23 protein-coding genes and 1 tRNA gene are annotated in these 23,266 nt (G+C 70.5%); 16 read left to right on the top strand and 8 right to left on the bottom strand.

Annotation, left to right across the window (positions count from 1 at the left end; genetic code table 11):
- Positions 1-14: 14 nt before the first annotated feature.
- Both xdhC and BKA02_RS08815 read left to right on the top strand, forming a co-directional pair.
- Complete coding sequence (gene xdhC / locus BKA02_RS08820; RefSeq protein WP_179433210.1) at positions 15-836, top strand: xanthine dehydrogenase accessory protein XdhC; 822 nt, start codon at positions 15-17, stop codon at positions 834-836.
- Positions 833-1,636: an SDR family NAD(P)-dependent oxidoreductase gene (locus BKA02_RS08815; RefSeq protein WP_179433208.1), complete on the top strand. Its 804-nt coding sequence runs from the start codon at positions 833-835 to the stop codon at positions 1,634-1,636. Before xdhC ends, BKA02_RS08815 begins: the two co-directional genes overlap by 4 nt.
- 18 nt (positions 1,637-1,654) lie before the next feature.
- Here BKA02_RS08815 and BKA02_RS08810 read toward each other — a convergent pair whose 3' ends face one another.
- The 3 genes from BKA02_RS08810 to BKA02_RS08800 form a co-directional block, all read right to left on the bottom strand.
- Entirely contained in the window at positions 1,655-2,872 is a 1,218-nt protein-coding gene (locus tag BKA02_RS08810) for an MFS transporter (RefSeq protein WP_179433206.1), read from the bottom strand.
- 83 nt (positions 2,873-2,955) lie between these two features.
- A complete protein-coding gene (locus BKA02_RS08805; protein ID WP_179433204.1) occupies positions 2,956-4,428 on the bottom strand; it encodes an NCS2 family permease in 1,473 nt (490 codons plus the stop codon).
- 196 nt (positions 4,429-4,624) lie between these two features.
- Positions 4,625-5,161, bottom strand: a complete 537-nt coding sequence (locus tag BKA02_RS08800) for a nucleoside deaminase (RefSeq protein WP_179433202.1) — start codon at positions 5,159-5,161, stop codon at positions 4,625-4,627.
- Positions 5,162-5,398: 237 nt separating this feature from the next.
- Between BKA02_RS08800 and BKA02_RS08795 the strand changes: the two genes are divergently transcribed.
- The 5 genes from BKA02_RS08795 (at position 5,399) to moaA (ending at position 9,707) form a co-directional block, all read left to right on the top strand.
- Entirely contained in the window at positions 5,399-5,806 is a 408-nt protein-coding gene (locus tag BKA02_RS08795; RefSeq protein WP_179433200.1) for a TOBE domain-containing protein, read from the top strand.
- Positions 5,803-6,618: a molybdate ABC transporter substrate-binding protein gene (gene modA / locus BKA02_RS08790; protein WP_179433198.1), complete on the top strand. Its 816-nt coding sequence runs from the start codon at positions 5,803-5,805 to the stop codon at positions 6,616-6,618. The genes BKA02_RS08795 and modA overlap by 4 nt, the downstream gene beginning before the upstream one ends.
- Positions 6,619-6,642: 24 nt before the next feature.
- Positions 6,643-7,434 (top strand): ABC transporter permease, encoded by a 792-nt coding sequence (locus BKA02_RS08785; RefSeq protein WP_179433196.1) that lies wholly within the window; start codon positions 6,643-6,645, stop codon positions 7,432-7,434.
- A complete protein-coding gene (locus BKA02_RS08780) occupies positions 7,431-8,504 on the top strand; it encodes a sulfate/molybdate ABC transporter ATP-binding protein (RefSeq protein WP_179433194.1) in 1,074 nt (357 codons plus the stop codon). Before BKA02_RS08785 ends, BKA02_RS08780 begins: the two co-directional genes overlap by 4 nt.
- Before the next feature lie 81 nt (positions 8,505-8,585).
- The gene (gene moaA, locus BKA02_RS08775) at positions 8,586-9,707 is read left to right on the top strand and encodes a GTP 3',8-cyclase MoaA (protein WP_179433193.1); all 1,122 of its coding nucleotides are present in this window, start codon (positions 8,586-8,588) and stop codon (positions 9,705-9,707) included.
- On the opposite strand, the gene BKA02_RS08770 is transcribed toward moaA, so the two are convergent.
- A complete protein-coding gene (locus BKA02_RS08770; protein WP_179433191.1) occupies positions 9,692-10,843 on the bottom strand; it encodes a ThiF family adenylyltransferase in 1,152 nt (383 codons plus the stop codon). The genes moaA and BKA02_RS08770 overlap by 16 nt on opposite strands.
- Positions 10,844-10,952: 109 nt before the next feature.
- On the opposite strand from BKA02_RS08770, the gene BKA02_RS08765 reads away from it, so the two are divergent.
- From BKA02_RS08765 to moaC, 3 genes are read left to right on the top strand one after another with little or no spacing between them, the layout of a single operon-like run.
- Positions 10,953-11,201, top strand: coding sequence for a MoaD/ThiS family protein (locus BKA02_RS08765; RefSeq protein ID WP_179433189.1), 249 nt, complete (start codon positions 10,953-10,955; stop codon positions 11,199-11,201).
- A gap of 14 nt (positions 11,202-11,215) precedes the next feature.
- A complete protein-coding gene (locus BKA02_RS08760) occupies positions 11,216-12,490 on the top strand; it encodes a molybdopterin molybdotransferase MoeA (protein WP_343045380.1) in 1,275 nt (424 codons plus the stop codon).
- Positions 12,483-12,965 (top strand): cyclic pyranopterin monophosphate synthase MoaC, encoded by a 483-nt coding sequence (gene moaC / locus BKA02_RS08755; RefSeq protein ID WP_179433185.1) that lies wholly within the window; start codon positions 12,483-12,485, stop codon positions 12,963-12,965. The genes BKA02_RS08760 and moaC overlap by 8 nt, the downstream gene beginning before the upstream one ends.
- Before the next feature lie 27 nt (positions 12,966-12,992).
- Here the strand turns inward: moaC and BKA02_RS08750 are convergent, their stop codons facing one another.
- The gene (locus tag BKA02_RS08750) at positions 12,993-14,303 is read right to left on the bottom strand and encodes an LssY C-terminal domain-containing protein (RefSeq protein ID WP_246286003.1); all 1,311 of its coding nucleotides are present in this window, start codon (positions 14,301-14,303) and stop codon (positions 12,993-12,995) included.
- A 119-nt stretch (positions 14,304-14,422) separates the two neighbouring features.
- On the opposite strand from BKA02_RS08750, the gene BKA02_RS08745 reads away from it, so the two are divergent.
- Entirely contained in the window at positions 14,423-16,081 is a 1,659-nt protein-coding gene (locus BKA02_RS08745) for an acyl-CoA dehydrogenase family protein (RefSeq protein WP_179433183.1), read from the top strand.
- Between the two features lie 34 nt (positions 16,082-16,115).
- Here the strand turns inward: BKA02_RS08745 and BKA02_RS08740 are convergent, their stop codons facing one another.
- Positions 16,116-17,471: an HNH endonuclease signature motif containing protein gene (locus BKA02_RS08740; protein ID WP_179433181.1), complete on the bottom strand. Its 1,356-nt coding sequence runs from the start codon at positions 17,469-17,471 to the stop codon at positions 16,116-16,118.
- 154 nt (positions 17,472-17,625) lie between these two features.
- A complete protein-coding gene (locus BKA02_RS08735; RefSeq protein ID WP_179433179.1) occupies positions 17,626-18,405 on the bottom strand; it encodes a tyrosine-protein phosphatase in 780 nt (259 codons plus the stop codon).
- Between the two features lie 92 nt (positions 18,406-18,497).
- On the opposite strand from BKA02_RS08735, the gene BKA02_RS08730 reads away from it, so the two are divergent.
- A tRNA-Ser gene (locus BKA02_RS08730) sits at positions 18,498-18,584 on the top strand.
- A gap of 119 nt (positions 18,585-18,703) precedes the next feature.
- Here BKA02_RS08730 and BKA02_RS08725 read toward each other — a convergent pair.
- Positions 18,704-19,864, bottom strand: a complete 1,161-nt coding sequence (locus tag BKA02_RS08725) for an IS481 family transposase (RefSeq protein ID WP_370467900.1) — start codon at positions 19,862-19,864, stop codon at positions 18,704-18,706.
- 461 nt (positions 19,865-20,325) lie between these two features.
- Between BKA02_RS08725 and BKA02_RS08720 the strand changes: the two genes are divergently transcribed.
- Genes BKA02_RS08720 through panB form a run of 4 tightly spaced genes read left to right on the top strand, consistent with a single transcriptional unit; the run spans position 20,326 to position 23,238 of the window.
- Positions 20,326-21,132, top strand: a complete 807-nt coding sequence (locus BKA02_RS08720) for a Rossmann-like and DUF2520 domain-containing protein (RefSeq protein ID WP_179433177.1) — start codon at positions 20,326-20,328, stop codon at positions 21,130-21,132.
- A complete protein-coding gene (gene panC / locus BKA02_RS08715) occupies positions 21,129-21,980 on the top strand; it encodes a pantoate--beta-alanine ligase (RefSeq protein ID WP_179433175.1) in 852 nt (283 codons plus the stop codon). Before BKA02_RS08720 ends, panC begins: the two co-directional genes overlap by 4 nt.
- Complete coding sequence (gene panD, locus BKA02_RS08710) at positions 21,980-22,372, top strand: aspartate 1-decarboxylase (protein ID WP_179433173.1); 393 nt, start codon at positions 21,980-21,982, stop codon at positions 22,370-22,372. Before panC ends, panD begins: the two co-directional genes overlap by 1 nt.
- Positions 22,369-23,238, top strand: coding sequence for a 3-methyl-2-oxobutanoate hydroxymethyltransferase (panB, locus tag BKA02_RS08705; RefSeq protein WP_179433171.1), 870 nt, complete (start codon positions 22,369-22,371; stop codon positions 23,236-23,238). The genes panD and panB overlap by 4 nt, the downstream gene beginning before the upstream one ends.
- Positions 23,239-23,266 lie beyond the last annotated feature (28 nt).

Here is a 23,266-nt window from a genome sequence, read left to right as displayed (position 1 = left end):
CGCATGAGGCACTGATGGACTGGATCGACGCACTGCAGGGGCTGCGCGCGCAGCGCAGCCCCTCAGTGATCGTCACCCTGGCGATGGTGCGCGGGCATTCGCCGCGCAACGGCGGGGCGAAGATGGTCGTGTCCGCGGATGCCGTGTTCGGCACGGTGGGCGGCGGGAACCTCGAGGCGACCGCGATCGATCAGGCCAGGACGATGCTCGCCCGGGGCACCGGCGAGCCCGAGCTGCTCACGCTCACCCTGAGCGACAAGGCCACGACCGAGTACGGTGTGCAGTGTTGCGGAGGAGAGGTCACGATGCTGTTGGAGCCGATGCGGGTCACCCCGACCGTCGCCGTGTTCGGACTGGGGCATGTGGGTCTCGAGCTCGCGCGCATCCTTTCCCGTCAGGATCTCGACCTGCACCTCATCGACTCGCGCGCCGAGATGCTCGACCCGGCGCGCATCGGCGTGCTCGACGACGCCGTCGCCCGGGTGCGCCCGATCCACGCCCCCGTGCCCGAGTCGGCCCTGGCCGATCTCGCCGAGGGTGCGCACGTGCTCGTGATGACCCATGACCATGTCGAAGACCTCGCCGTGGTCGATCAGGCCCTGCGCACGCCGGGTCTCGCATCGATCGGCCTCATCGGCTCGGCCTCGAAGTGGGCGCGGTTCCGCAAGAAGCTGCACGAGCTCGGCCACGACGACGAGGCGCTGACGCGGGTGACCACCCCGATCGGCGTTCCCGAGGTGAGCGGCAAGCAGCCCGCCGCGATCGCGGTGAGCGTCGCGGCGCGCATCCTCCAGCTCATCGAGGAGCACGCGGCCGTCGAGGTCCCCGTCTCGTGAGCGGGGATTCCGACCCCGAGGCCCCTGAGACCGCCCGCCCGAGCGCGATCGTGACCGGCGCCGGCACCGGCATCGGCCGCGCGGTCGCCCGCGCCCTGCTCGCCGACGGCTTCGGCGTGACCTTCGCGGGCCGCCGCCCAGAGCCACTGCAGGAGGCCGCCTCCCCCGATGCGGGCGCGAACGACGATGCGCTGCATCCGAACGCCCTCGTCGTTCCCACCGATGTCACCGATCCGGATGCCGTCGAACGGCTGATGGCGCAGCACGTCGCCCGCTTCGGACGTCTCGACGTGCTGTTCAACAATGCGGGGATGTCGGGCCCTGGCGTCGACGTCGGCGATCTCGACCCCGCCGAGTGGCTGCAGGTGCTCGCCGTCAACGTCACCGGCTCGGTGCTGTGCGCCGGCGCTGCGTTCCGGCAGATGCGCGCACAGGATCCGCAGGGCGGGCGCATCATCGACAACGGCTCGATCGCGGCGCAGACCCCGCGTCCGCGCTCGGTGGCGTACGCGACCACGAAGCACGCGATCGCCGGTCTCACCAAATCGATCGAGCTCGACGGCAGGCCCCACGGCATCACGGCCACGCAGCTCGACATCGGCAACGCCCGCACCGAGCTGCTCGACGGCCTGGTCGCCGGCGGCGCCCTGCAGGCCGACGGCTCGGTGCGCCCGGAGCCGACGATGGACGTCGCGCACGTCGCCGGTCTCGTCGTGCGTCTGGCCCGTCTCCCCCTCGATGTCAGCGTGCCCCACCTCACTGTCACCGCCGCGGCCATGCCCTTCCTCGGCCGCGGCTGAGAACCCGGCCTCGCCGGGTCAGTGCGCGCCGGGGCGATCGGTGCGGATGAAGGCGAGCGGCAGGGTGAGCAGCGACAGGCCCGCCGCGATCAGCAGCGCCGGCGAGAGCGACAGCGCCGAGGCGATCATCCCCACCACGACGGCGCCGACGCCGGTGCCGGTGTCGAAGCCGATGTTCCACACCGCGCTCGCGACAACCTGATCGCGCCGCGCGACGGCCGAGAACGACGCCGCGAGCGTGAGGTTCTGCAGCGCGCCGTATCCGATGCCTACCAGAGCCATACCGCCGAGCAGTCGCCATGTATCCGGTTGATCGAGCACGGCGGATGCCGTCAACGCCATCCCCCCGGCCGTCACGATGACGAACGGCCACAGCAGCCGCTGAGCACCCCAGCGATCGGCGAGGTGGCCGATGCCCCACCGCGTGAGGGCGGCGAGACCCGTGAGCAGCAGCAGGCCCACCGTGACGACGACGGCGGGTACGGACAGCTGCGGCACGAAGGTGATGAGCGCGCCCCCGGCCAGCGTCACCCCCAGCAGCACGAACATGGGCGGGATCAGCCCCAGGTATCGGCGCACGCCGTGATGCGCCTCCTGGGCGGGGTCCGGATGCGGCGGCAGCCCATCCAGCCGACGACCCAGCGGCACCGCGGCGGCGATGCCCAGAACGGGCACGGCCCCCAGCGCGAAGACGAACCAGAAGCCGAGGTGTTCTGCCAGCCATGGCGCCGCCGGCAGCAGCAGCACCTGCGGCGCGGCGATCCCGAGCCCGAAGACGCCGATCGCACGCCCCCGGCGGGCGGGCTCGACGAGCTCGGCGACCGCACTCGCTCCGCACACCGTGAGCACGGCGAAGCCCGCTCCGCGGACGGCCGAGATGAGCAGGATCCACCACAGCTCGCCCGAGACGAGGTGCAGCGGCGACGGCAGCCCCAGCAGGGCGAGACCGGTGATGAGCACCGGCGTCCAGCCGAAGCGGCGAAGCACGGCGGGCACGCACAGCTGCACCAGCACCGTGAACAGCATGAAGACCCCGGTGACGAACCCGGCACCGGCCTCGTCGGCGCCGCCGCGTACCGCCCACAACGGCGCGACGGGCATCAGCAGCGAATAGCCGGCGAATCCGGCCACGACCATGCCGACGAGGGCCGGTATCCCGGGCGCGCGCCACACCGATCCCGGTACCGGGTCACCGCCCGAGCGGTCGTTCGAAGAGGGGGTCGTGCGGGAAGCCATCCGGCCATCCTTTCATCGTCCGAAGACGCCTGTGCCCGGTGCCGCCGAAGCGGACACCGGGCACAGAGGGGTGTCGGCCTCGATCAGCCGGCCAGCAGCGTCTCGATCGGGCCGCGCGCGAAGTACACCGCGAAGCCGAGGGCGACGACCCACAGCAGCCAGTGCACCTTCTTGGCACGGCCGGCGAGGGCGTTGACGAGGGCCCAGGCGATGAAGCCCGCGCCGATGCCGTTGGCGATCGAATACGTCAGCGGCATGGTCACGATCGTGAGGAACGCGGGCATGGCGACGGCGAACTTGTTGAACTTGATCTCGCGGATCTGCGACATCATCAGCGCACCCACCACGACCAGCGCGGCGGCGGCGACCTCGATCGGAACGATGGCCGTCAGCGGCGTGAGGAACATCGACAGCAGGAAGAGAGCACCGGTGACCAGCGAGGCGAGGCCCGTGCGGGCGCCCTCCGCGATTCCGGCGGCACTGTCGATGAAGACCGTCGCAGACGAGCTCGACGTGCCACCGCCCATGACGGCGCCGGCGCCTTCGACGACGAAGGCGCTGCGCAGACGCGGGAAGGTCGCGTCCTTGCGGGCGATGCCGGCCTCTCGGGCGAGCCCGGTCATGGCGCCCATGGCGTCGAAGAAGTTCGTGAACAGCAGGGTGAAGACGAGCATCACGGCGGCCAGCGCGCCGATGCGGCCGAACGAGCCGAACAGGTCGAACTGACCCACCAGCGAGAAGTCGGGGATGCTCAGCCACTGCGTGGGCAGCTCCGGCACGGTCATGTGCCATCCGCCGGGGTTGCTGCCCTCGGGGTCGAGCGCGCCGAGCTTCATGACGGCCTCGACGATGACCGAGACCACGGTGCCGGCGATGATGCCGATGAGGATGGCGCCGGGAACCTTGCGGGCCAGCAGCACGCCCATCAGCACGAGCGTGCCGACGAAGATGAGGGTCGGGACCGAGTTCAGCGATCCGCCGTCGCCCAGCTGCACCGGCGGACCGGCCGGGGTGCGGTTGACGAAGCCGGCGTCGACCATTCCGATGAAGGCGATGAACAGGCCGATGCCGACCGTGATGGCCGCCTTCAGCGCCTGCGGCACGGCGTGGAAGATCGCGGTGCGGATGCCGGTGGCACCGAGCAGCACGATCAGGACGCCGTTGATCATCACCAGGCCCATGGCTTCGGGCCAGGTCACGTCGCCCACCACGGAGACGGCGAGGAACGAGTTGATGCCGAGGCCGGCGGCCAGAGCGAACGGCACGCGGGCGACGAGGCCCATGAGCACGGTCATGACACCGGCGGTCAGACCGGTGACGGCGCCGACCTGCGCGAAGTCGAGGGCGTTGCCTGCGACGTCGGTTCCCCCGGAGAGGATGATGGGGTTGAGGATGACGATGTACGCCATCGCGAAGAAGGTGACCAGTCCTCCGCGGATCTCCTGCGGGATCGTGGATCCCCGCTTCGTGATCTCGAAGAATCGATCGATTCCGCGCGTCTGCGGCGCGTTATCGGGGATTTCCGCGTCCTCGCGGATCTCGGCGGTCTGAGACATAGAAGTGCTCTCCTGCTCGGGTCGCGGAGCGTCGTCGCTCCGTGGGTCATGCCGGACGGCGTCCGGCGGTGTTCCGGGGGCGACGGTGGAGGTGCGCGTCCCGGGAGGTCTTGGTGTGATCGGTGCGCTGAACCCGTTGTGCCGGTCAGCGGGCCGAACGAAGGGGTGCGGTGGTCGCCGCACCCCTTCAGGCTGGTCAGTAGTCGGTGCGACCGACGGTGTCGTTCCACTCGGTGAACGGCTCGACGCGCTGCACCGGGGGGAGCTCCTCGCGCGCGACCGGCATGATCTCGCGGTCGGAGGCGTCGCCCTCGAAGTAGCGGTAGAAGACGGCGTCATCGAATCCGGCGGCAGCGGCATCGTTGCGGTCGGCGGCGAAGTACACCTTGTCGATGCGGGCCCAGAGCGAGGTCGCCAGGCACATCGGGCAGGGCTCGCAGCTCGTATAGAGCACAGCACCGCTGAGGTCGAACGTCCCCAGACCCTGGCAGGCGTTGCGGATCGCGCTGACCTCGGCGTGAGCGGAGGGGTCGAGGTTCGCGGTGACGCGGTTGACGCCCTCGAAGACGCGGCCGTCGGCGGCCACGACGACGGCGCCGAACGGGCCGCCCGCGTTGCGGACGTTGTCGGTCGCGAGGGCGACGGCGCGGGCGAGGTACTCGGCCGGCGTCTGCCCGGCGGTCTGCGAACCGTCAGCGGGGCTGTCGGTGGAGGTGAGGCCGATGGTGTTCATCTCGAAAGCTTCCTTGCTGTGTTTCGCGACCTGGCGAGGAGCCCTGGCGGGCTCGGATCCTCGTCGATCCACGGTGTGCGATTCTTCGATCCCCTGTCGCGGAGCCATGCGAGGCTCCCAGGGGCGCGATCGAGAGTAACAAGGAAACGGCGCCCCGTCCACTCATTTTGGAAATTGACTTCCGCAATGCGAGATTCTGAATTGCAGTTCCGCATCTGCGTCTGTATCGTCATGCTTATGACGCACTTTCGGATCAGCGAGGCGGCGAACCTGCTCGGCGTGAGCGATGACACCGTCCGACGATGGGTACACGACGACATCCTCACCGTCTCGCAGGACGCCTCAGGACGCCAGGTCGTGGACGGCGCAGAACTCGCCGCCCACGCGAAGACCCTCGCTTCCGAGACCTCCGATCTCGGCGACGTGCGCCGAAGCGCACGCAATCGCTTCGTCGGACTCGTCACCCGGGTCGAGATCGACGGCATCATGGCCCAGGTCGAGCTGCAGTGCGGCCCGCACCGGGTCGTGTCGCTGATGTCGGCCGAAGCCGCCCGCGAGCTCAGACTCGATGTCGGCTCGAAGGGCGTCGCCGTGGTCAAAGCGACCATGGTCATCCTGGAAACCGAAAGAGAACAGCACTCGTGACCACGCCCCTTCGCCGCCGCACCGCGGCTTCGATCCTGCTCGCCGCGGCCGCCGCGGCCGGCATCGCCCTCACCGGATGCGCGGGCGCCGAGCCCGCGCCCGGGAGCACTTCCGCCCCCACGGAAACCGCCGCGGACACCCTTACGGGCGAGCTGACCATCTTCGCCGCCGCCTCGCTGGGCGGCGCATTCGACGAGCTGTCGGCCGCGTTCACCGCGGAGCACCCCGATGTCGTGATCAAGCCGATCACCTACGACGGCTCCTCGACGCTGGCCACCCAATTGCTCGAGGGCGCGGAGGCGGATGTCTTCGCCTCGGCCGACGAGAAGAACATGGACAAGGTCGATGGCCTTGCCGCCGACCCGCAGGCGTTCGCCACCAACGTGCTGGAGATCGCGGTCGCCCCCGGCAACCCGACGGACGTCACCGGCCTCGCCGACCTGGCCGACCCGGCCAGGCTCGTCGTCGTCTGCGCCCCCGAGGTGCCCTGCGGCAACGCCTCGCACACGCTGCTCGATGCCGACGGCGTGGCGCTGACCCCCGTCAGCGAGGAGCAGAACGTCACCGCCGTGCTCGCCAAGGTCAAGTCGGGCGAGGCCGATGCCGGTCTCGTGTACCGCACCGATGTGACCGCCGGCGGCGACGAGGTCGAGGGTGTGGAGATCGACGGCGCCGAGCGCGCGACCAACGTGTATCCGCTCACCGTGCTGAAGGCGTCGAAGAACCCGGATGCCGCCAAGGCGTTCGTCGAGTTCGTCCTGTCCGACAAGGGGCAGTCGGTGCTCGCCGACTTCGGCTTCGGCGCTCCCTGATCGACGCGGATACCTGAAACGACGATGACCGCTCGCATCCCCGCCTGGCTGGCCGTGCCCGCCGGCATCGGCGCACTGCTTCTCGTGCTGCCGTTCGCCGCGCTTCTCGCACGACTGGACTGGGCGGGGGTGCCCGCGGCCATCATGGCTCCCGAGGCTCTGCAGGCTCTCGGGCTGTCGCTGGTCACCGCCGCCATCGCCACCGGCCTGTGCATCCTGCTCGGCGTTCCGCTGGCCCTGGTGATCGCGCGCAGCCCCGCATGGCTCGCGGCGATCCTGCGCACCCTGGCCACCCTCCCGCTCGTGCTCCCTCCTCTCGTGGGCGGCATCGCCCTGCTGGCGCTGCTGGGCCGCAACGGCATGTTCGGCGACGTGCTGGAGGTGATGGGCATCCGCATCCCGTTCACGACCACCGCCGTCGTGATCGCCCAGGCGTTCGTCGCCCTGCCCTTCCTCGTGATCTCCGTCGAGGGCACGATGCGCACGATCGGCACGGGCCACGAGCAAGTGGCCGCGAGCCTGGGCGCCAGCCGCTTCACGACCTTCCGGCGCGTGACCCTGCCGCTCGCCGGTTCCGGCCTGGTGGCGGGAACCGTGCTGTGCTTCGCGCGCGCGCTCGGCGAGTTCGGCGCCACGGCCCTGTTCGCCGGAAACGCCGCCGGTGTCACCCGCACCATGCCGCTGGCCATCTACACCGCCTTCAACGGCGCCGGCGTGCGGCAGGACACGGCGATCGCCCTCTCGCTCATGCTCATCGTCGTCGCGGTGGCCGTGCTCGTGCTCATGCGCGGCTGGCGAGCGGATTCGATGCGATGAGCCTCGACGTCGATATCCGCGCGCGCAACGGCGGATTCACGCTCACCGCCGCCCTGAGTGCCAGGCCAGGAGAGATCCTCGCCATCATCGGGCCGAACGGCGCGGGCAAGTCCACGCTTCTCGGCGCCATCGCCGGTCACCTGCGCGACGTGGAGGGAACGATCTCGCTCGACGGCCGGGTGCTGCACGGCGACGGGGTGCGCCTGACCCCGCAACGGCGCCGCATCGGCCTGCTCGGTCAGCGCGCCCTGCTCTTCCCGCACCTGTCGACCCTGGAGAACGTGGCCTTCGGACCTCGTGCACAGGGCGTGCCCCGGGGCGCGGCCCGCGAACGCGCACAGCGCCTGCTCGCCGAAGTGGGCCTGACCGAGCACGATGCGCGACGCCCCGCGCAGCTCTCCGGCGGACAGCAGCAGCGCGTGGCGCTCGCCCGCGCTCTCGCCGCCGATCCCCAGGCACTGCTGCTGGACGAACCGTTCGCCGCGCTGGATGCGCAGACGGCGGCCCAGGCGCGCCGGCTCATCGCCGAGCAGCGCGACCGTGCAGGCATCCCGCTCGTCCTCGTCACGCACGACCCGCTGGATGCGGTGGTCCTCGCCGATCGCATGATCGTGCTGCAGGACGGCGGCATCGTGCAGCAGGGATCGACCGGCGAGGTGCTCGGACATCCGCGCTCGGCCTTCCTGGCCGCGATGTCGGGGGTCAACCTCGTCGAAGGCGCGCCCGTGGACGGCACCGTCGTCGTGTCCGATGCGAACGGCGCCACGCTGCGGCTGCGGGGTCCGGCCCCCGTTACCGACGCCGCCCGTGCGAGCGCGGTGTTCGCCCCGGGCGCGGTGCGCATCCGCGGTGCGGCCGACGACACGGCCCCCACGGCGGAGAATCGCTGGCACGGCACGATCTCGTATCTGGAGCCGGTGCCCGGCGCCGTGCGGCTGCACCTGGAGGAATACCCCATCCTCGTCGACTGCCCCTCGGCGACCGCCGCGACGGCCGACCTGCGCGCCGGTGCCCGGATGGCGTTCGAGGTGGCGGTCGAAGACGTCTCGGCGCGCTCCTTCGATGCCTGAGCTCGCCCACGGTTCTGCACACCCTTCGGGCCGGTCACCCAGCCGCCGGTGATACCGTGACGATCCGAAGGGAGGCGGATGATGACGATCTCGCCCGTGCACGCGCCGCCGCGCACACCGCGCCGGGATCAGCGCATCCGCGGCGACGGCGCCCGGCGGCTCCCGTCCACCGGCCTGCTTCTGGATCGCCGCGAACGCCCCCTGCGCGACCTGCGCATCTCGGTCACCGACCGCTGCAACTTCCGCTGCTCGTACTGCATGCCCAAGGCGATCTTCGGTCGCGATTACGCCTTCCTCGAGCACGACCAGTTGCTCAGCTTCGACGAGATCGAACGCATCGCGCGCATCGCCGTCGACAGCGGCGTGCACAAGCTGCGCCTCACCGGCGGCGAGCCCCTGCTGCGCCGCGGCATCGAAGAGCTCGTCGCCCGGCTCTCGGCCCTGCGCGCCCCCGACGGCACACGCCCCGAGATCGCGTTGACGACCAACGGCTCGGCGCTGAACGTCAAGGCGCAGGCCCTGCGCGATGCGGGCCTGGACCGGCTGACCGTCTCACTCGACTCGCTCGACGACGCACTGTTCCAGCGGATGAACGACGTGCGCTTCCCCGTCTCGCGCGTGCTCGCGGGGATCGATGCCGCGATGGCGGCCGGCTTCGACGGCGTCAAGCTCAACATGGTCGTCAAACGCGGTCTCAACGATCACGAGATCCTGCCTATGGCCTCGCACTTCAAGGACACCCCGCACACCCTGCGGTTCATCGAGTTCATGGATGTGGGCACCTCCAACGGCTGGCGCATGGAAGACGTCGTGCCCTCGGCCGAGGTCGTCGAGCGCATCTCGGCCGTGCACCCGCTCGAACCGCTGGAGCCGGCGACGCTCGGCGAGACCGCGCAGCGCTGGCGCTATGCCGACGGCGGCGGCGAGATCGGCGTGATCTCCTCGGTGACCAGGGCATTCTGCTCGACCTGCAATCGCGCGCGCATCTCCACCGACGGCAAGCTGTTCACCTGCCTGTTCGCCGACGAGGGCCACGACCTGCGCGCCCTGCTGCGCAGCGGTGCCGACGACGAGACCATCGCCGACGCCCTGGCGGGCATCTGGGCCGCGCGCGACGACCGCTACTCCGAGATCCGCACGAACCTCACCCCCGAGCTGCGTGCGGCGCGCAAGCGCATCGAGATGAGCTACATCGGCGGGTGAGGCGACCGGTCGCCCTCGACGACCGGGCCGCCGACCTCGGCGAAGGCGCGGATGCCACCGGTGAGATACACGGCGTCGATGCCTCGCTCCCGCAGGGCCCGAACGGCGCGCCGCGAGCGCGGGTCCTGCTCGCAGTACACGACCATGCTCCCCTCGACATCGGGCATCTCGCCCGCGTCGATCCGTCCCACGGGCAGCAGCGCGCTGCCCTCGATGCGGCGTGCACGGGCCTCGTGCGGCTCGCGCACGTCGAGCAGCACGACCTCTTCTCCGGCGCGCATCCGCTGCAGCAGCTCCGCGGCCGAGAGCGCATCCTCGGCGGGCTCGTCGGGGGTGACCCCGCAGAACAGGTCGTAGTCGATGAGCCCGGTGATCGGATCCGCATCCTCATCGGGCGCGTAGGCGATCTCCCGGGTGCGGGCGGTGAGCGCGTCGTACACGAGCACGCGCCCGATCAGCGGGTCGCCGATGCCGGTGACGAGCTTGATCACCTCGGTCGCGAGAAACGATCCGACCGCCGTGCACAGGCTCGGTAGCACACCGCCCAGCTCGCACGAGAGCGCCTCGTCGGGCGGCGGCGGGCTGGGGAACAGGTCGCGGTAGGTGGGGCCGTGCGCCCGCCACGCGATGCCGGCCTGCCCGTGAAAGCGCAGGATCGCACCCCACACGAGCGGGATGCCGGCGAGCTCGGCGGCGTCGTTGGCGAGGTAGCGGGTGGGGAAGTTGTCGCTGCCGTCGACGAGGAGGTCGTAGTCGGCGAGGATGCCGGGCAGGTTCTGCGAGGTCAGCCGCTCGGGGTGGGTGATGACCCGGCACTCCGGATCGAGCGCACGCACGGTGTCGGCGAGCGAGTCGACCTTCGCCCGGCCGATGTCGGCCACGCCGTGGCTGAGTTGACGGTGCAGGTTGGACAGCTCGACGGCGTCGTCATCGACGATGCCGATCGTGCCGACGCCCGCGCCTGCGAGCACCGGCACGGTTGCACTGCCCAGTCCCCCGGCGCCGATCACGAGCACGCGCGCGTTGCGCAGGCGGCGCTGGGCCTCTTCGCCGAAGCCGGGCAGCATGAGCTGACGGCTGTAGCGCGTGATGCGCTCGGGGCTCAGCGCGGGGCCCGGGTCGACGAGCGGTTCCATGCCCCGGATTCTACGCGGCGCACGCCGCCCCAGGCTCAAATGCTTCCGTCATGCGGATGCTGTCTTCCGCATCGTGGTGAGGCTCGGCCGCGTGGCGTAGACTGATCGCATGGCGATCGTGACGGTGCGCTACTTCGCGGCGGCCGCCGAGGCCGCCGGGCGCGAGCAGGAGGACATCTCCTTCGACGCCGACCCCACCCTGCAGACTCTCGGCGACGAGCTGCGCCGCCGTTACGGCGCCGCCATGGATCGCGTACTGCGCTCGGGCTCGTACCTCGTCGACGGCGTCGTGCGCCGCACGGGCGCGCATCCCGTCGGCGCAACCGTCGACATCCTCCCCCCGTTCGCCGGGGGATGACATCTGGAGGCACCGTGAGCGCACCCGTCACCCCGCAGGAGCACGCCGTCGCCGTGGCGGAGCTGCTCGCCCCGCTGCGCGCGAGGCTCATCGAGCCCGGCGCCGCGGAGACCGTTCCGATCGCGCGGGCCGCCGGTCACGTGCTCGCCGCCGACCTCACCAGCCCGGTCGCCGTGCCGCCGTTCGCGAACTCGCAGATGGACGGCTACGCGGTGCGCGCATCCGATGTCGCCTCGGCATCCGCCGGTGCCCCCGTGCGCCTGCCGATCGGTGCGGCCAGCGCCGCCGGCGACCCGATCGGCGTGCACGTCGTGGGCACGGCATCCCCCGTGATGACCGGCGCACCGGTTCCCGACGGCGCCGATGCGGTGATCCCGATCGAGCAGTGCGACCCGGCGCACTTCATCGGCCTCGGATCCGCCGCGCACGCCGACGACGTGCCCCCCGGCGCGACCGTGGGCTTCGCCGCCCCCGTCGAGCCGGGCACGTTCGTGCGCGGAACGGGCACCGATCTCGCCCCGGGGGCGATCATCCTGCCCGCCGGGACACGGCTCACCCCCGCCGCGCTCGGCTCGATCGCCGCCGCCGGTCTCGCAGAGGTCGCCGTGCGCCCCCGCGCGCACGTGCTGCTGCTCTCCACCGGCCACGAGCTGCGCGCGCCGGGCGCGCCGCTGGGCTCCGGCCAGATCTACGACGCCAACAGCTCGTCGATGTCGGCCGCGCTCGCCGAGACCGGCGTCGATGTGACCACAGCCACCTCGCCCGATGACGCCGAGGCCCTGCTCACGCTGATCGCCGCGCATCCGGATGCCGACCTCGTCGTGACCATGGGCGGAGTGAGCGCCGGCGCCTTCGAGGTCGTGCGGGATGCGCTCGAGCCTGCCGGCGTGCGCTTCGGTCACGTCGCGATGCAGCCGGGCGGGCCGCAGGGGCTGGGGCTGGCGCGCATCGGCGAGCGCGAGCTCCCCGTCGTCGCCTTCCCCGGCAACCCCGTCTCGGTGCTCGTGTCGTTCGAGATGTTCCTGCGGCCGATCCTGTGCGCGCTGTCGGAGCGGCCCGCCCTGCGCCCGGCGGTGCAGGCCCGGCTCGCGCACGCGATCACCTCGCCGGCCGGCAAGCACCAGGTGCGCCGCGGCGCATTGCGCGAAGACGGTAGCGTCGAGGTGGGCGGGCCCAGTTCGCACCTGCTGCACGACTACGCCAGGGCGACGGTGCTCGCCCACGTGCCGATCGGCGTGGATGCGCTGCCCGCGGGCGCCGAGGTGGAGATCTGGAGGATTGATGAGTGACCTGACGCACCTGCGCGACGACGGCTCGGCGCACATGGTCGACGTGACCGACAAGGCCCGGACCCGGCGCGAGGCACGAGCCCAGGCTGTGCTCATCACGACCGAGGAGGTCGTCGCCAAGATCGCCGACGGCACGCTGCCCAAGGGCGAGGCCCTGGGCACGGCGCGCCTGGCAGGCATCATGGGCGCCAAGCAGACCTCGTCGCTCATCCCGCTCTGCCACCCGCTGCCGCTGACGAAGCTCGCCGTCGATCTCGAGCCGCAGGGCGACCGCGTGCGCATCGTGGCGACGGCCGTCACCACCGGCGTGACGGGCGTGGAGATGGAGGCGCTCACGGGCGCGAGCATCGCCGCGCTGACCCTCTACGACATGATCAAGGCCGTCGACAACCGCGCCGTCATCACGGATGTGTGCGTGCTGGCGAAATCCGGCGGCAAGAGCGGCGACTGGACGCGCGAGGCGCCGACGTCCTGACGCCGGCTGCTCGGCTGCACCAGAGCGCTACGCGCGCCGCACCCATGCCCCGGCGGAGTCGCTGGAGAGGGCGAGCAGCGCGATGCACTGCGCCGAGGCGGTGAAAAGGGTGGCGTTGAGGCCGAGGGTGGCGGAGCCGTCGAGGTAGTCGGTGGCGACGAAGACGATGCCGAGCGCCACCAGCACGATGAGCACGGCCCGCGATCGCCGCCCGCGCCTCAGGACGAGCACGGCGAGCACGATCTGCACGCCCGTCAGCGCCGTGAACACCCCGACGACGCCGATCACGACGATCCGTTCCGCTTCGTTCACCCCGGAGACCGCGCTCCACGTGTCCGGATCGAACAGGACGCTGGCGATCTGCAGGGCGCCCAGGAGAATCACCAGCAGCGCTCCGGCGACGATCGACAGCGGCATCCGCCGCATGACGTCGGAGGCGGTGGGCGTCTCGCCCGGGGCGAGCGGGGCGAGCGACGGATGGTGTCCGGCGGACACGCGCGTGAGGTCGAGGATGGGCAGGTCGCCATCGGTGACGAAGCGGTCGCCGCCGCCGTTGCGCGAGTGGTAGCCGGTGGTGAAGTCCTTCAGCACCCGCACGCCGGCCTCGGGGGCGGCGGTGCGGACCGAGTCGACGACGAAGTCGCGCTCCACATCCGTGTTCTCGTCGATGCGGTGGGTGACCTGCAGGGTGAAGAACGACAACCCCACATCCGTGTCGTACGTGCCGGCGCCCAGCCAGTCGGTGCGGGCGCCGCCGGGCAGCAACCAGCCCTCAGGGGTGTGCCAGAAGCGCACATGGTGGCGCTGCTTGGGGTTTCCCGCGACCTCCTGCTGGTAGGCGACGTCGTGGCGACGCCCGAAGAGCATCAGCGGCGAGACGGGCGCCGTCGGGTAGCTGCGGCGGGTGAGGGTGGAGACGATGATGCCCCAGGTCGCGGCGGCGGTGATCTCGTCGGCGCGGTGCCATCCCGCATCCGTCATCACGGTGTCGAGCTGGGCGGCGGTGCCGTCGACGCCGAGGTTGACCGGGTCGCCGAGCAGGCCGTCGCCGGTGCGGGTGCGGCCGAAGAAGTAGTCGGGCACGTACAGGTCCGACAGCATCCGATGCAGGCGCGGCAGGGCGAGGTACGCGACGATCGCCCAGACGGGGATGAACAGCAGCCACGCCCACGGGGAGCGCACGCCCTGGATGCCGATGATCACGGCCAGCCACACCGCCGACGCCGTGCCGATGATGAAGGCGATGCGATCGAAGCGCGTGGCCGCCGGCATCGGCTGCTGCAGCTGCGCGCCCCACAACCGGCGCGAGGCGTGCGTGGGCGTCTTCTGCGCGTGCATCGCCCCTCCTCGCATCGTGGGTGCGATCGGTGTCACGCCCCCGCCTTCATCCTGGCATCGCAGCGGGCGGTGTGCGATGATCCGACCGAGGGCATCGGTGCCCGCGAGAGGAGCATCCGATGCCGACGCACACCGTCACGAATCAGGCAGCGCCGCGCGAGGGGATCGACGAGTACGCCGCGAACCTGCCGCTCGTCGAGGGTGTGCAACGCCACGGGGCGGCGTGGGCCGAGACCGAGCTGAGCGCGACGGGCGCCCTCGTGGGCACGGCCGGGTTCCAGCACGACGCCGAGCTCGCGAACATCAACGAGCCGGTGCTGCACGCCTTCGATCGTTACGGCGCGCGCATCGACGAGGTCGAGTATCACCCCGCCTACCACGCGATCATCGGTGCCGCCCTCTCCGCGGGGGCGCACACCTCGGCATGGGCGGATCCTCGCCCCGGCGCGCAGGTGGCCAGGGCCGCGCAGTTCATGCTGTTCGCGCAGGTCGAGCCCGGCCACGCCTGCCCCGTGTCGATGACGCATGCGGTGGTGCCGGCGCTGGCCGCCTTCGCTCCTGCCGAGCTGCGCGAGCAGTGGCTGCCTCGGCTGTTCTCCCGCAGCTACGCCCCGCGGCTGTCGGGCGACAAGGCGTCGGCGGTGTTCGGGATGGCGATGACCGAGAAGCAGGGCGGGTCGGACGTGCGGGCCAACCGCACCGAGGCGGTGCCGTCGTCCGACGGCGGATACGTGCTCACGGGGCACAAGTGGTTCTGCTCGGCGCCGATGTCCGACGCGTTCCTCGTGCTCGCCCAGGCGCCGGGCGGGCTCAGCTGCTTCCTCGTGCCGCGCGTGCTGCCCGACGGCGAGCGCAACCCGTTCTTCATCCAGCGCCTCAAGGACAAGCTCGGCAACAGGGCGAACGCCTCTTCCGAGGTGGAGTTCGACGGCACGCGCGGCTGGCTCGTCGGAGACGAGGGCCGCGGGGTGCGCACCATCATCGAGATGGTCAACCAGACGCGGCTCGACTGCCTGCTCGGCACGACGGCGGGCATGCGGCAGTCGACGGCCGAAGCGATCTGGCACGCACAGCACCGCGCAGCGTTCGGCGCCCTGCTGTCGGAGCAGCCCGCCATGACCCAGGTGCTCGCCGACCTCGCTGTGGAGACCGAGGCGGCCACGGCGACGGCGCTGCGGGTCGCCGCCGCCTACGAGGCGGACGCGCCCGAGGGCGAGGCGGCGTTCGCACGACTGGCGACCGCCGTGCAGAAGTACTGGATCTGCAAGCGCGGCCCCGGCCACGCCTACGAGGCGCTGGAGTGCCTGGGCGGCAACGGATACACCGAGGGCTTTCCGCTGGCGCGCCGCTACCGCGAGCAGCCCGTCATGGCGGTGTGGGAGGGCTCGGGAAACGTCATCGCGCTGGATGTGCTGCGTGCCCTGGCCCGTGAGCCGGAGTCGCTGGATGCGTACCTCGACGAGGTGCGCACGGCCCAAGGCGCATCCGGCACACTGGACGCCTTCGTCGCCGAGACCGAGACGCTCGCTCGCATCGTGCTGGCCGATCCGTCGTCGACGGACGCGCAGGCGCGCGCCCGAGCCCTCACCGAACGGCTCGCCGTGGCCCTGCAGGCATCGTTGCTCGTGCGCCACGCGCCGGATGCCGTGGCCGACGCCTTCTGCGCGACACGGCTGACCGGACGAGGGTTCCTCTACGGCGCTGAGCCCGTCGGGGATGCCGCGGCGATCGTCGCGCGTCACGAGTCGGCCGCTTCGCCCGCCGTTCCGGGGCGCTGAGCGAGTCGAAACGCGGTGAGGAGACACTCGTCTCCTACGCGGCGGGGGTGAGTCGCCGGTTCACCGCCGGCCGCGGTGTCCGTTCCGGGTCGGCAGCAGTGGGTGGCAGGAACCAGACCTGTGCCGTGACGCCGGTGCCGTCGATACGGATGTCCCACCCGTTGTCATGGATCAGATGATGACAGGTCATGCACAGCAGGATCCCGTTGCCCAGATCCGTCGGCCCGGTATCTCTCTCCCACCACTGGATGTGGTGCACCTGCGTCATCCCCGGTGGCAACCCGCACATCGCGCACCCGGCGTCGCGTTCAGTGAGAGCGAGTTTCTGCGCCGGGGTGAAAAGCCTGCGTCTCCGTCCCCAGTCGAGAATGTCCCCGCCCGGCCCGCACACCCAGGGGATGACACCACCGTCCGCAGCGAGGCGGCGGGCGGTGGTGATACTCACCGGTGCGGTGACCCCGTCGATCCGGGCGGTGCCGGTGCCGTTCTGGAGGTCTTCGAGGTTCACGCGGACGATCACGGTCGCCCCGGCCAGGGGCAGGGTGTCGTTCCGGCAGCCGAGGACATGCTCCGCGAAAAGAGTGAGCGCGTCGGCGCGCATCTGCGTGACGGTGCGGGTGTCGCCCTCGGCGGCGCCTTCCGCATCCGTCACTCCGGCAGCGTTCTTGCGGGCGGCGAACTGTGCCGACACATACCCCTCGATCGCCGCCTTCACCGGCGCACCCGAGGCGACATCGGTTTGCAGGGTGAGGTGGAGCATCCCGTCCCGCTCGAACATCTGCAAGGAACGATTCTCACGGGCGCGCTCTTCCCGAGGTTCCACACCGTCCGGGTCCAGCCATGCTTCGGCGCGGGTGAGGAGCTTACGGACCTCATCCATCATCAATCCCGACGCCTGTACGGCAAGGACCTTCTCCGCCTCCGCAATCCTCTCCGCGGAGGTCTTCAACCGCATCCGGTCCAGGAGAGAGATGATCGCCGACGACGCCGGCACCGACAAGCCACCAGAACTCACCGCGTCGCGTACGGCTGGGTACTTCGCCGGGAGCTGTGCCCCGAACAAGCTCATCCGCGGGGCGGTGGCGGTACCGACGGCGACGAACTTGTTCGCCTCCCCGGTGGATGCTCCCGTGGCGGACGCGATCAGCATCGCCGGAGTCCGAAACCCGTGCTGCTTCGCCAAACCCCCGGGCCCCAGCTCTTTCCGAGACTCAACCGCGATCCGAGCGGCAACATCCGCGAGCACCGCATCCACCCGGCGACGCATCGAACCCAACGCCTCATTCACCGCAACCAACCGCTCACGGGGCACATCCCGCGCCGTCTCCGCGGCTTCCCACACGGCATGAACCGCTACGAGCGCTTCGTCCAGATCACCGAGTGAGTTCATGGCATAAGCCTACCAATTATCGAACAAATAATCGAATCAGTCGGCCTGACCGGTGGACAAATCTCGAAAAATCCCACCGCGTTTTCGCTTCGCCTACGGCTCGCTCAACAACCAGAAAGGAGCAAGGGGAAGGAAGCGCATTCGTGCCCCGCTCTCACCCCGCGAGCCGTGTGCGCAGCGCGACGAGCTCCTCGTCGCCGAGCCCGCCGCCGCGCAGATAGGCTGCTGACCCGCCCTGGTCATCGAGCCAGCGCAGCGCCGTGGCGATCGCATCGGGCGGAGTGCTCGTCATGAGCGCGACCACGGGCGGCAACGGCGGCACTCCCATAGCGCCGAACTTGACCAGCATCCCTTGCGCCCAGGTGCCCGCGAGGTTCACTTCGCTCGCGGCATAGTCCGCGATCACCGCATCGCGGTCCGCGCCCACGGCATCCAGCAACAGGGCCGTGGCGACCCCCGTGCGGTCCTTGCCGGCGGTGCAGTGGATGAGCACACCGCCGTGCTGCGAGTCCTCGGGAGCGGCCACGAGACGCGCGACCTGCGCGAACGACGACGCAGCATGGGCGAGCATCCCGAGATAGAGGTCGGCGAGGGTGGGGATCTCGGTGAGCATCTGGGCCATCGCGTCGGGATCGAACGCGCGCAGGTCCAGGCCGGCCGGGATCGCCATCGCGCCCTCGATGATCGACAGCGCCTCGGTGCGGAACGGGCGCCCGTTCGGCAGTCGGTTGGGCGCAGAGACCCGCTCGGCCTCGGTGCGGAGGTCGACGACCGTGCCGATGGTGCTGTCGGCGAGGGTCCGCTCGCCGGCAACGGTGACGTCGATCAGCGCATCCGAGCGGTATAGAACGCCGGTTCGGGTTGCCCCACCGCCGACCAGCGGCGTGCCGCCGGTGTCGCGCGAGTTGTAGGTTCCGTCGATCAGCGTCGTCATGGCTCCCCTCCGCTGCGAGCGTAGCGCCCGCGGGTGGATCGGCGCGCGGTATTGCGTCGGGTAGGATGGTCTGCGGCCCTCCGGGGCCCCCAGGAGGATTCGCCTAGTGGCCTATGGCGCACGCTTGGAAAGCGTGTTGGGGATGAAACCCCTCGGGGGTTCGAATCCCCCATCCTCCGCCGATGTCCTGAGTCGCGACATAGTTTACGAACTGGTCGCGGCTCAGGGCTTTTTTGTTGTGTGGGGTGTTGACGTGTGACGCGGGGTTGGTGAGTCGGGTCATCGTTGACGGTGGGGGTCACGGGTTCTTGGCCTGGTAGTTCTTGTCGGGGTCGATGGTGAACTCGGCGATGATTTCTCCGGTGTTCATGCTGCTGACGGTGACGTCGCGGTTGTGGGTGAGTAGGAGCACCGGGGTGCCTGAGTGAGCGCGGCCGATGCCGAGGTGGCGGATCTGGCCGGCGTAGCGGAGGGTGACTTTCCCGTGCTGGTCGACGGTGTCGGTGCGGGAGCGCCATTCGGTCGTGTCGGTGGTCGTGGTCGGGGTGGCTTTCGGGAGCGCGGTGTAGGCCTGCTCGGGGGTGCGGCCTGCGAGCGCTCTGTGGGGGCGGGCGGTGTTGTACCAGGTCTGGAACTGTGCGAGCCGGGCGGCGAGGTCTTCGATCGTGTCGGGCAGTGGGCGTGCGGTGAGCCAGCGTTTGAGTGTCCGGTGGAAGCGTTCGATCTTCCCCTGGGTTTGCGGGTGACCGGGGCGGCCGTTTTTCTGAGTGATGCGGTGCGCGGTGAGGAGTTTCTCGAATCCGCCACGGGCGCCTTTGAAGCGGGCCAGGCGGGTGGTGAACACGAGGCCGTTGTCGGTGAGAGTCGAATACGGCGGCCCGTAGCGGGCGATCAGCTCGGTCATCGCGGTGACGACCATCGGGCCTGTGAACGCCGCCGCGGGCCGGATGTCGAGCAGGTAGCGGGCGTGGTCGTCGAGGAAGTCGAGGATCTCGACGCGGGTGCCGTTGGCGAGGAACCAGTGTGTGATGTCGGCTTGCCAGCATTCGTTGGGCAGATCGGCTTGGAATCGGATGTAAGAGCTGCGGGGGCGTTTGTGGGGTGCGGGGACGATGAGGCCGGCGTCGTGCAGGATCCTGCGGATCGTGGACGTGGATGGTGATCGGTGGCCTTCCTGCTCGAGGTACCAGGCGATCGTGACCGGCCCGGCGTCGGCTCCGGAGTGGGTCAGGTCGCTGCGTAGTTGGACGATCCGGTCGCGGATTGCGGGCGGGGTGGTGCCGGGCCGGTTCTTCGGGGCCCGAGAGCGTGGCGCGAGTCCGTCCGGGCCTTCGGCTTCGTAACGGTGCACGAGGGTGTGTACCCATTGGCGGGTCACCCCGAAGCGCGCAGCGGCTTCAGCATGGGTCAGGCCTTGATCGGTGACGGCGCGGACGATGACGAGATTCTTTGGTTTCACCCGTCAACGATGACCCGACTCACCGGTCAACGATCATCACCGGCAGAGCGTCGACGATGACCCGACTCAGGTGTCAACGATCACGAGCACGATCCGCGCGATCATCTGTCAACGATGTCCTGAAACCAGACACCCCATCCTCCGCCGAACGAACGAAGCGCTGCCCGTCGGGCGGCGCTTCTTTCGTTCACTACGGTGCGCCGCATCCGAGGCCGACAAGCATCGATCGCCAGGACTGGACGAGCGGGCACCCGCATCTCATCCGCTCCGGTTTCCCGATCGCACCGCGTCCCATGGAATCGTGAAGTGCATATCGACCATCGTCTGTTCCTATCAGTGTCATTTTGACAACGTAAATCGAGCCCTGTTTAGGCACTTTGCCCTCTGATTTGGCCCATTCGCGCTCCCGGTCGGATACTCATAGCATCCGCGAGGTCGCCGCGATCAGGCGGATCATCCCCATGAACAGCACACCGCTCCGCGCCTCCGAGGCGCACGTCATCGTGATCGGCGCCGGTCGACTCGGCACCGTCCTCACGCGTGCTCTCCGCACCGCGGGTGTCCGCGTCGACGGCCCCTTCGGCCGCGACGATGCCGACGAGGCCCCCGTGGCCGATGTCGCGATCCTGTGTGTGCCGGATGCGCAGATCCCCGCCGCCGCCCGGGCCGTGCGCGAGCGCGTGCGACTGATCGGCCACGTCTCGGGCGCGACGACGCTCGGCGACGCCGACTTCGGCATCCATCCGCTGCAGACCTTCACCGGCGCCGAGCCGCCAGAGGTCTTCCACGGGATCGGATGCGCGGTCGCCGGCCGCACACCGCAGGCGCTCGGCCTCGCCGAAGGCCTTGCCCGCCTCCTCGGCGCCAGACCCTTCCGCATCGACGATGCGCACCGCGCCGCCTACCACGCCGCGGCCTCGCTCGCCTCGAACTTCACGCTCACCGTGCTGGATGCCGCCGAACGCCTCGCCGGCGCTGCGGGCATCCCGGCGGCCGAGGCGCGCACACTGCTCACCCCGCTCGCCAGCCGAACGCTGGATAACTGGACGGCGCAGGGCGCTGCGGCCGCTCTCACCGGGCCGATCGCGCGCGGCGATGAGCAGACCGTCAGGCGGCAGCGCGACGCCGTCGCCGCCAGCATGCCCGCGCTGCTCCCCCTGTTCGACGAGCTCTGCGACCGCACACGCACGATCGCGGCGGCGGGGGCATCCGCGGCATCCGTTCCTCCCCGAGAGCCCGTTCCTCCCCGAGAAGGCGTGCCGGCATGAGGATCCTCCGCACGATCGCCGAGGTGCGCGGCGCCGTCGCCGACGCCCGCGGCGCCGGGAAGAGCATCGGCCTGGTGCCGACGATGGGCGCCTTTCACGAGGGGCACCTCTCGCTCATGCGCCGGGCGCGCGAGCGCGACGGCCTCGTCGTGGTGTCGCTGTTCGTGAACCCCACCCAGTTCGGCGCGAACGAAGACCTCGGGGCCTATCCGCGCGACGAGCAGCGCGACGCCGCGCTGGCCGAGGCCGAGGGCGTCGACATCCTCTTCGCCCCGACAGCAGACGAGGTCTACCCCGACGGCTTCGCCACGACGATCCACGTCGCGGGGCTCACCGAGGTGCTGTGCGGCGCGCAACGCGGCCCGCACCATTTCGACGGCGTGGCCACTGTGGTCGCCAAGCTCTTCGGCATCGCCTGCCCCGACACGGCCTACTTCGGGCAGAAGGATGCGCAGCAGGTGATGGTCGTGCGTCGCGTCGTGCGCGATCTGAATCTGGATGTGCGGATCGAGGCGTGCCCCATCGTCCGCGAACCCGACGGGCTCGCGATGAGCTCGCGCAACGTCTACCTCGACGCGGATGCGCGCACGCAGGCGACGGCGCTGAACCGCGCGCTGGACGCCGCCTCCGCCGCAGCCGAGGCCGGCGAGCGCGACGCCTCGCGCCTTCTCACCGCGGCTCAGCGCGTGCTCGATGATGCGGGGATCGCACCCGAGTACCTGGAGCTGCGCGACGCCGACGACCTCCGCACCGTCGACCGCCTCGACGCCGACGCCCTTCTCGCCGTCGCCGCCCGCGTGGGTACGGCCCGGCTGATCGACAACCACGTCCTGAAAGCGAGCGCCTGATGCGACGCACCATGCTGAAGTCGAAGATCCACCGCGCCACCATCACCGGCAGCGACCTCAACTATGTCGGCTCGATCACGATCGACCCCGACCTGCTCGAGGCGGCCGACATCCTCCCGCACGAGCAGGTGCACGTCGTCGACGTCGACAACGGCTCGCGCTTCGAGACGTACACGATCGCCGGCGAGCGTGGCTCGGGCGTGATCCAGGTCAACGGCGCCGCGGCGCGGCTGGTGCACTCGGGTGACACGATCATCGTGATCTCCTACGCCGAGTACGACCGAGAGGATCTCGAGTCCTATGAGCCGACCGTCGTGCACGTCGACCGGCGCAACGACATCATCCGTGTCGACGACGCCGTCGATCAGCTGCTGACGGAGGCGGTGGGATGAGCGTGCACGTCGCCGAGCGGCCGCGCGTCACCCTCGCCGCGCTCGCCGAGAAGAAGGCACTGGGCGAGCCGATCGTCATGGTCACCGCGTACGACTTCCCCGGCGCGCAGGTGGCCGAGGCCGCCGGTGTCGACATGGTGCTCGTGGGCGACTCGGGCGCGATGACGGTGCTCGGGTACGACAGCACGGTGCCGGTGTCGGTCGATGAGATGATCATGCTCACCCGGGCTGTGCGCCGGGGCCTGCGCACGCCCGTGCTCGTCGCCGACCTCCCCTTCGGCTCGTACGAGGTCTCGGATGAGCAGGCCGTCGCCACGGCGCAGCGCTTCGTCAAAGAGACCGGATGCGATGCCGTCAAGATCGAGCGCGGCGGTACGTCCGTCGCCCGCGCCCGCGCGATCGTCGCGGCGGGCATCCCCGTCGTGGGGCACGTAGGTCTCACCCCGCAGACGGCGACCGCCCTGGGCGGCTACCGCGCGCAGGGCCGCACGGCCGAGGCGGCGCTGGCCCTGTGCGAGAGCGCCGTGGCGCTGCAGGCGGCCGGATGCTCGCTCATCGTCGTCGAGGCGGTGCCCGGCGAGGTGACGGCGCAGCTCATGCCGCTGCTCGACGTTCCCGTCATCGGTATCGGCGCAGGGCCCGCCGCCGACGGCCAGGTGCTCGTCTTCCACGACCTGCTGGGCATGTACGAGGGCGGCGCGGCACGCTTCGTCAAGCGCTACGCCGACCTGCGCACCGCCGCGATCGAGGGCGTCGCCGCCTATGCCGACGAGGTGCGCACCCGCGCATACCCGGCCCCGGAACACGGCTATGGCATGCCCGCCGGCGAAGCCGAGAGACTGCGGGAGCTGCTCGCTCGCCGATAGCCCGCGGCGACCTCGCCAAGAGCGGCCG

The sequence above is a fragment of the Microbacterium pseudoresistens genome, assembly GCF_013409745.1.
In the GTDB taxonomy this organism is placed as follows: Bacteria; Actinomycetota; Actinomycetes; order Actinomycetales; family Microbacteriaceae; genus Microbacterium; species Microbacterium pseudoresistens.
The sequence above is the reverse complement of the archived record's forward strand: the minus strand, read 5'-3'. Positions and strand labels throughout refer to the sequence as shown.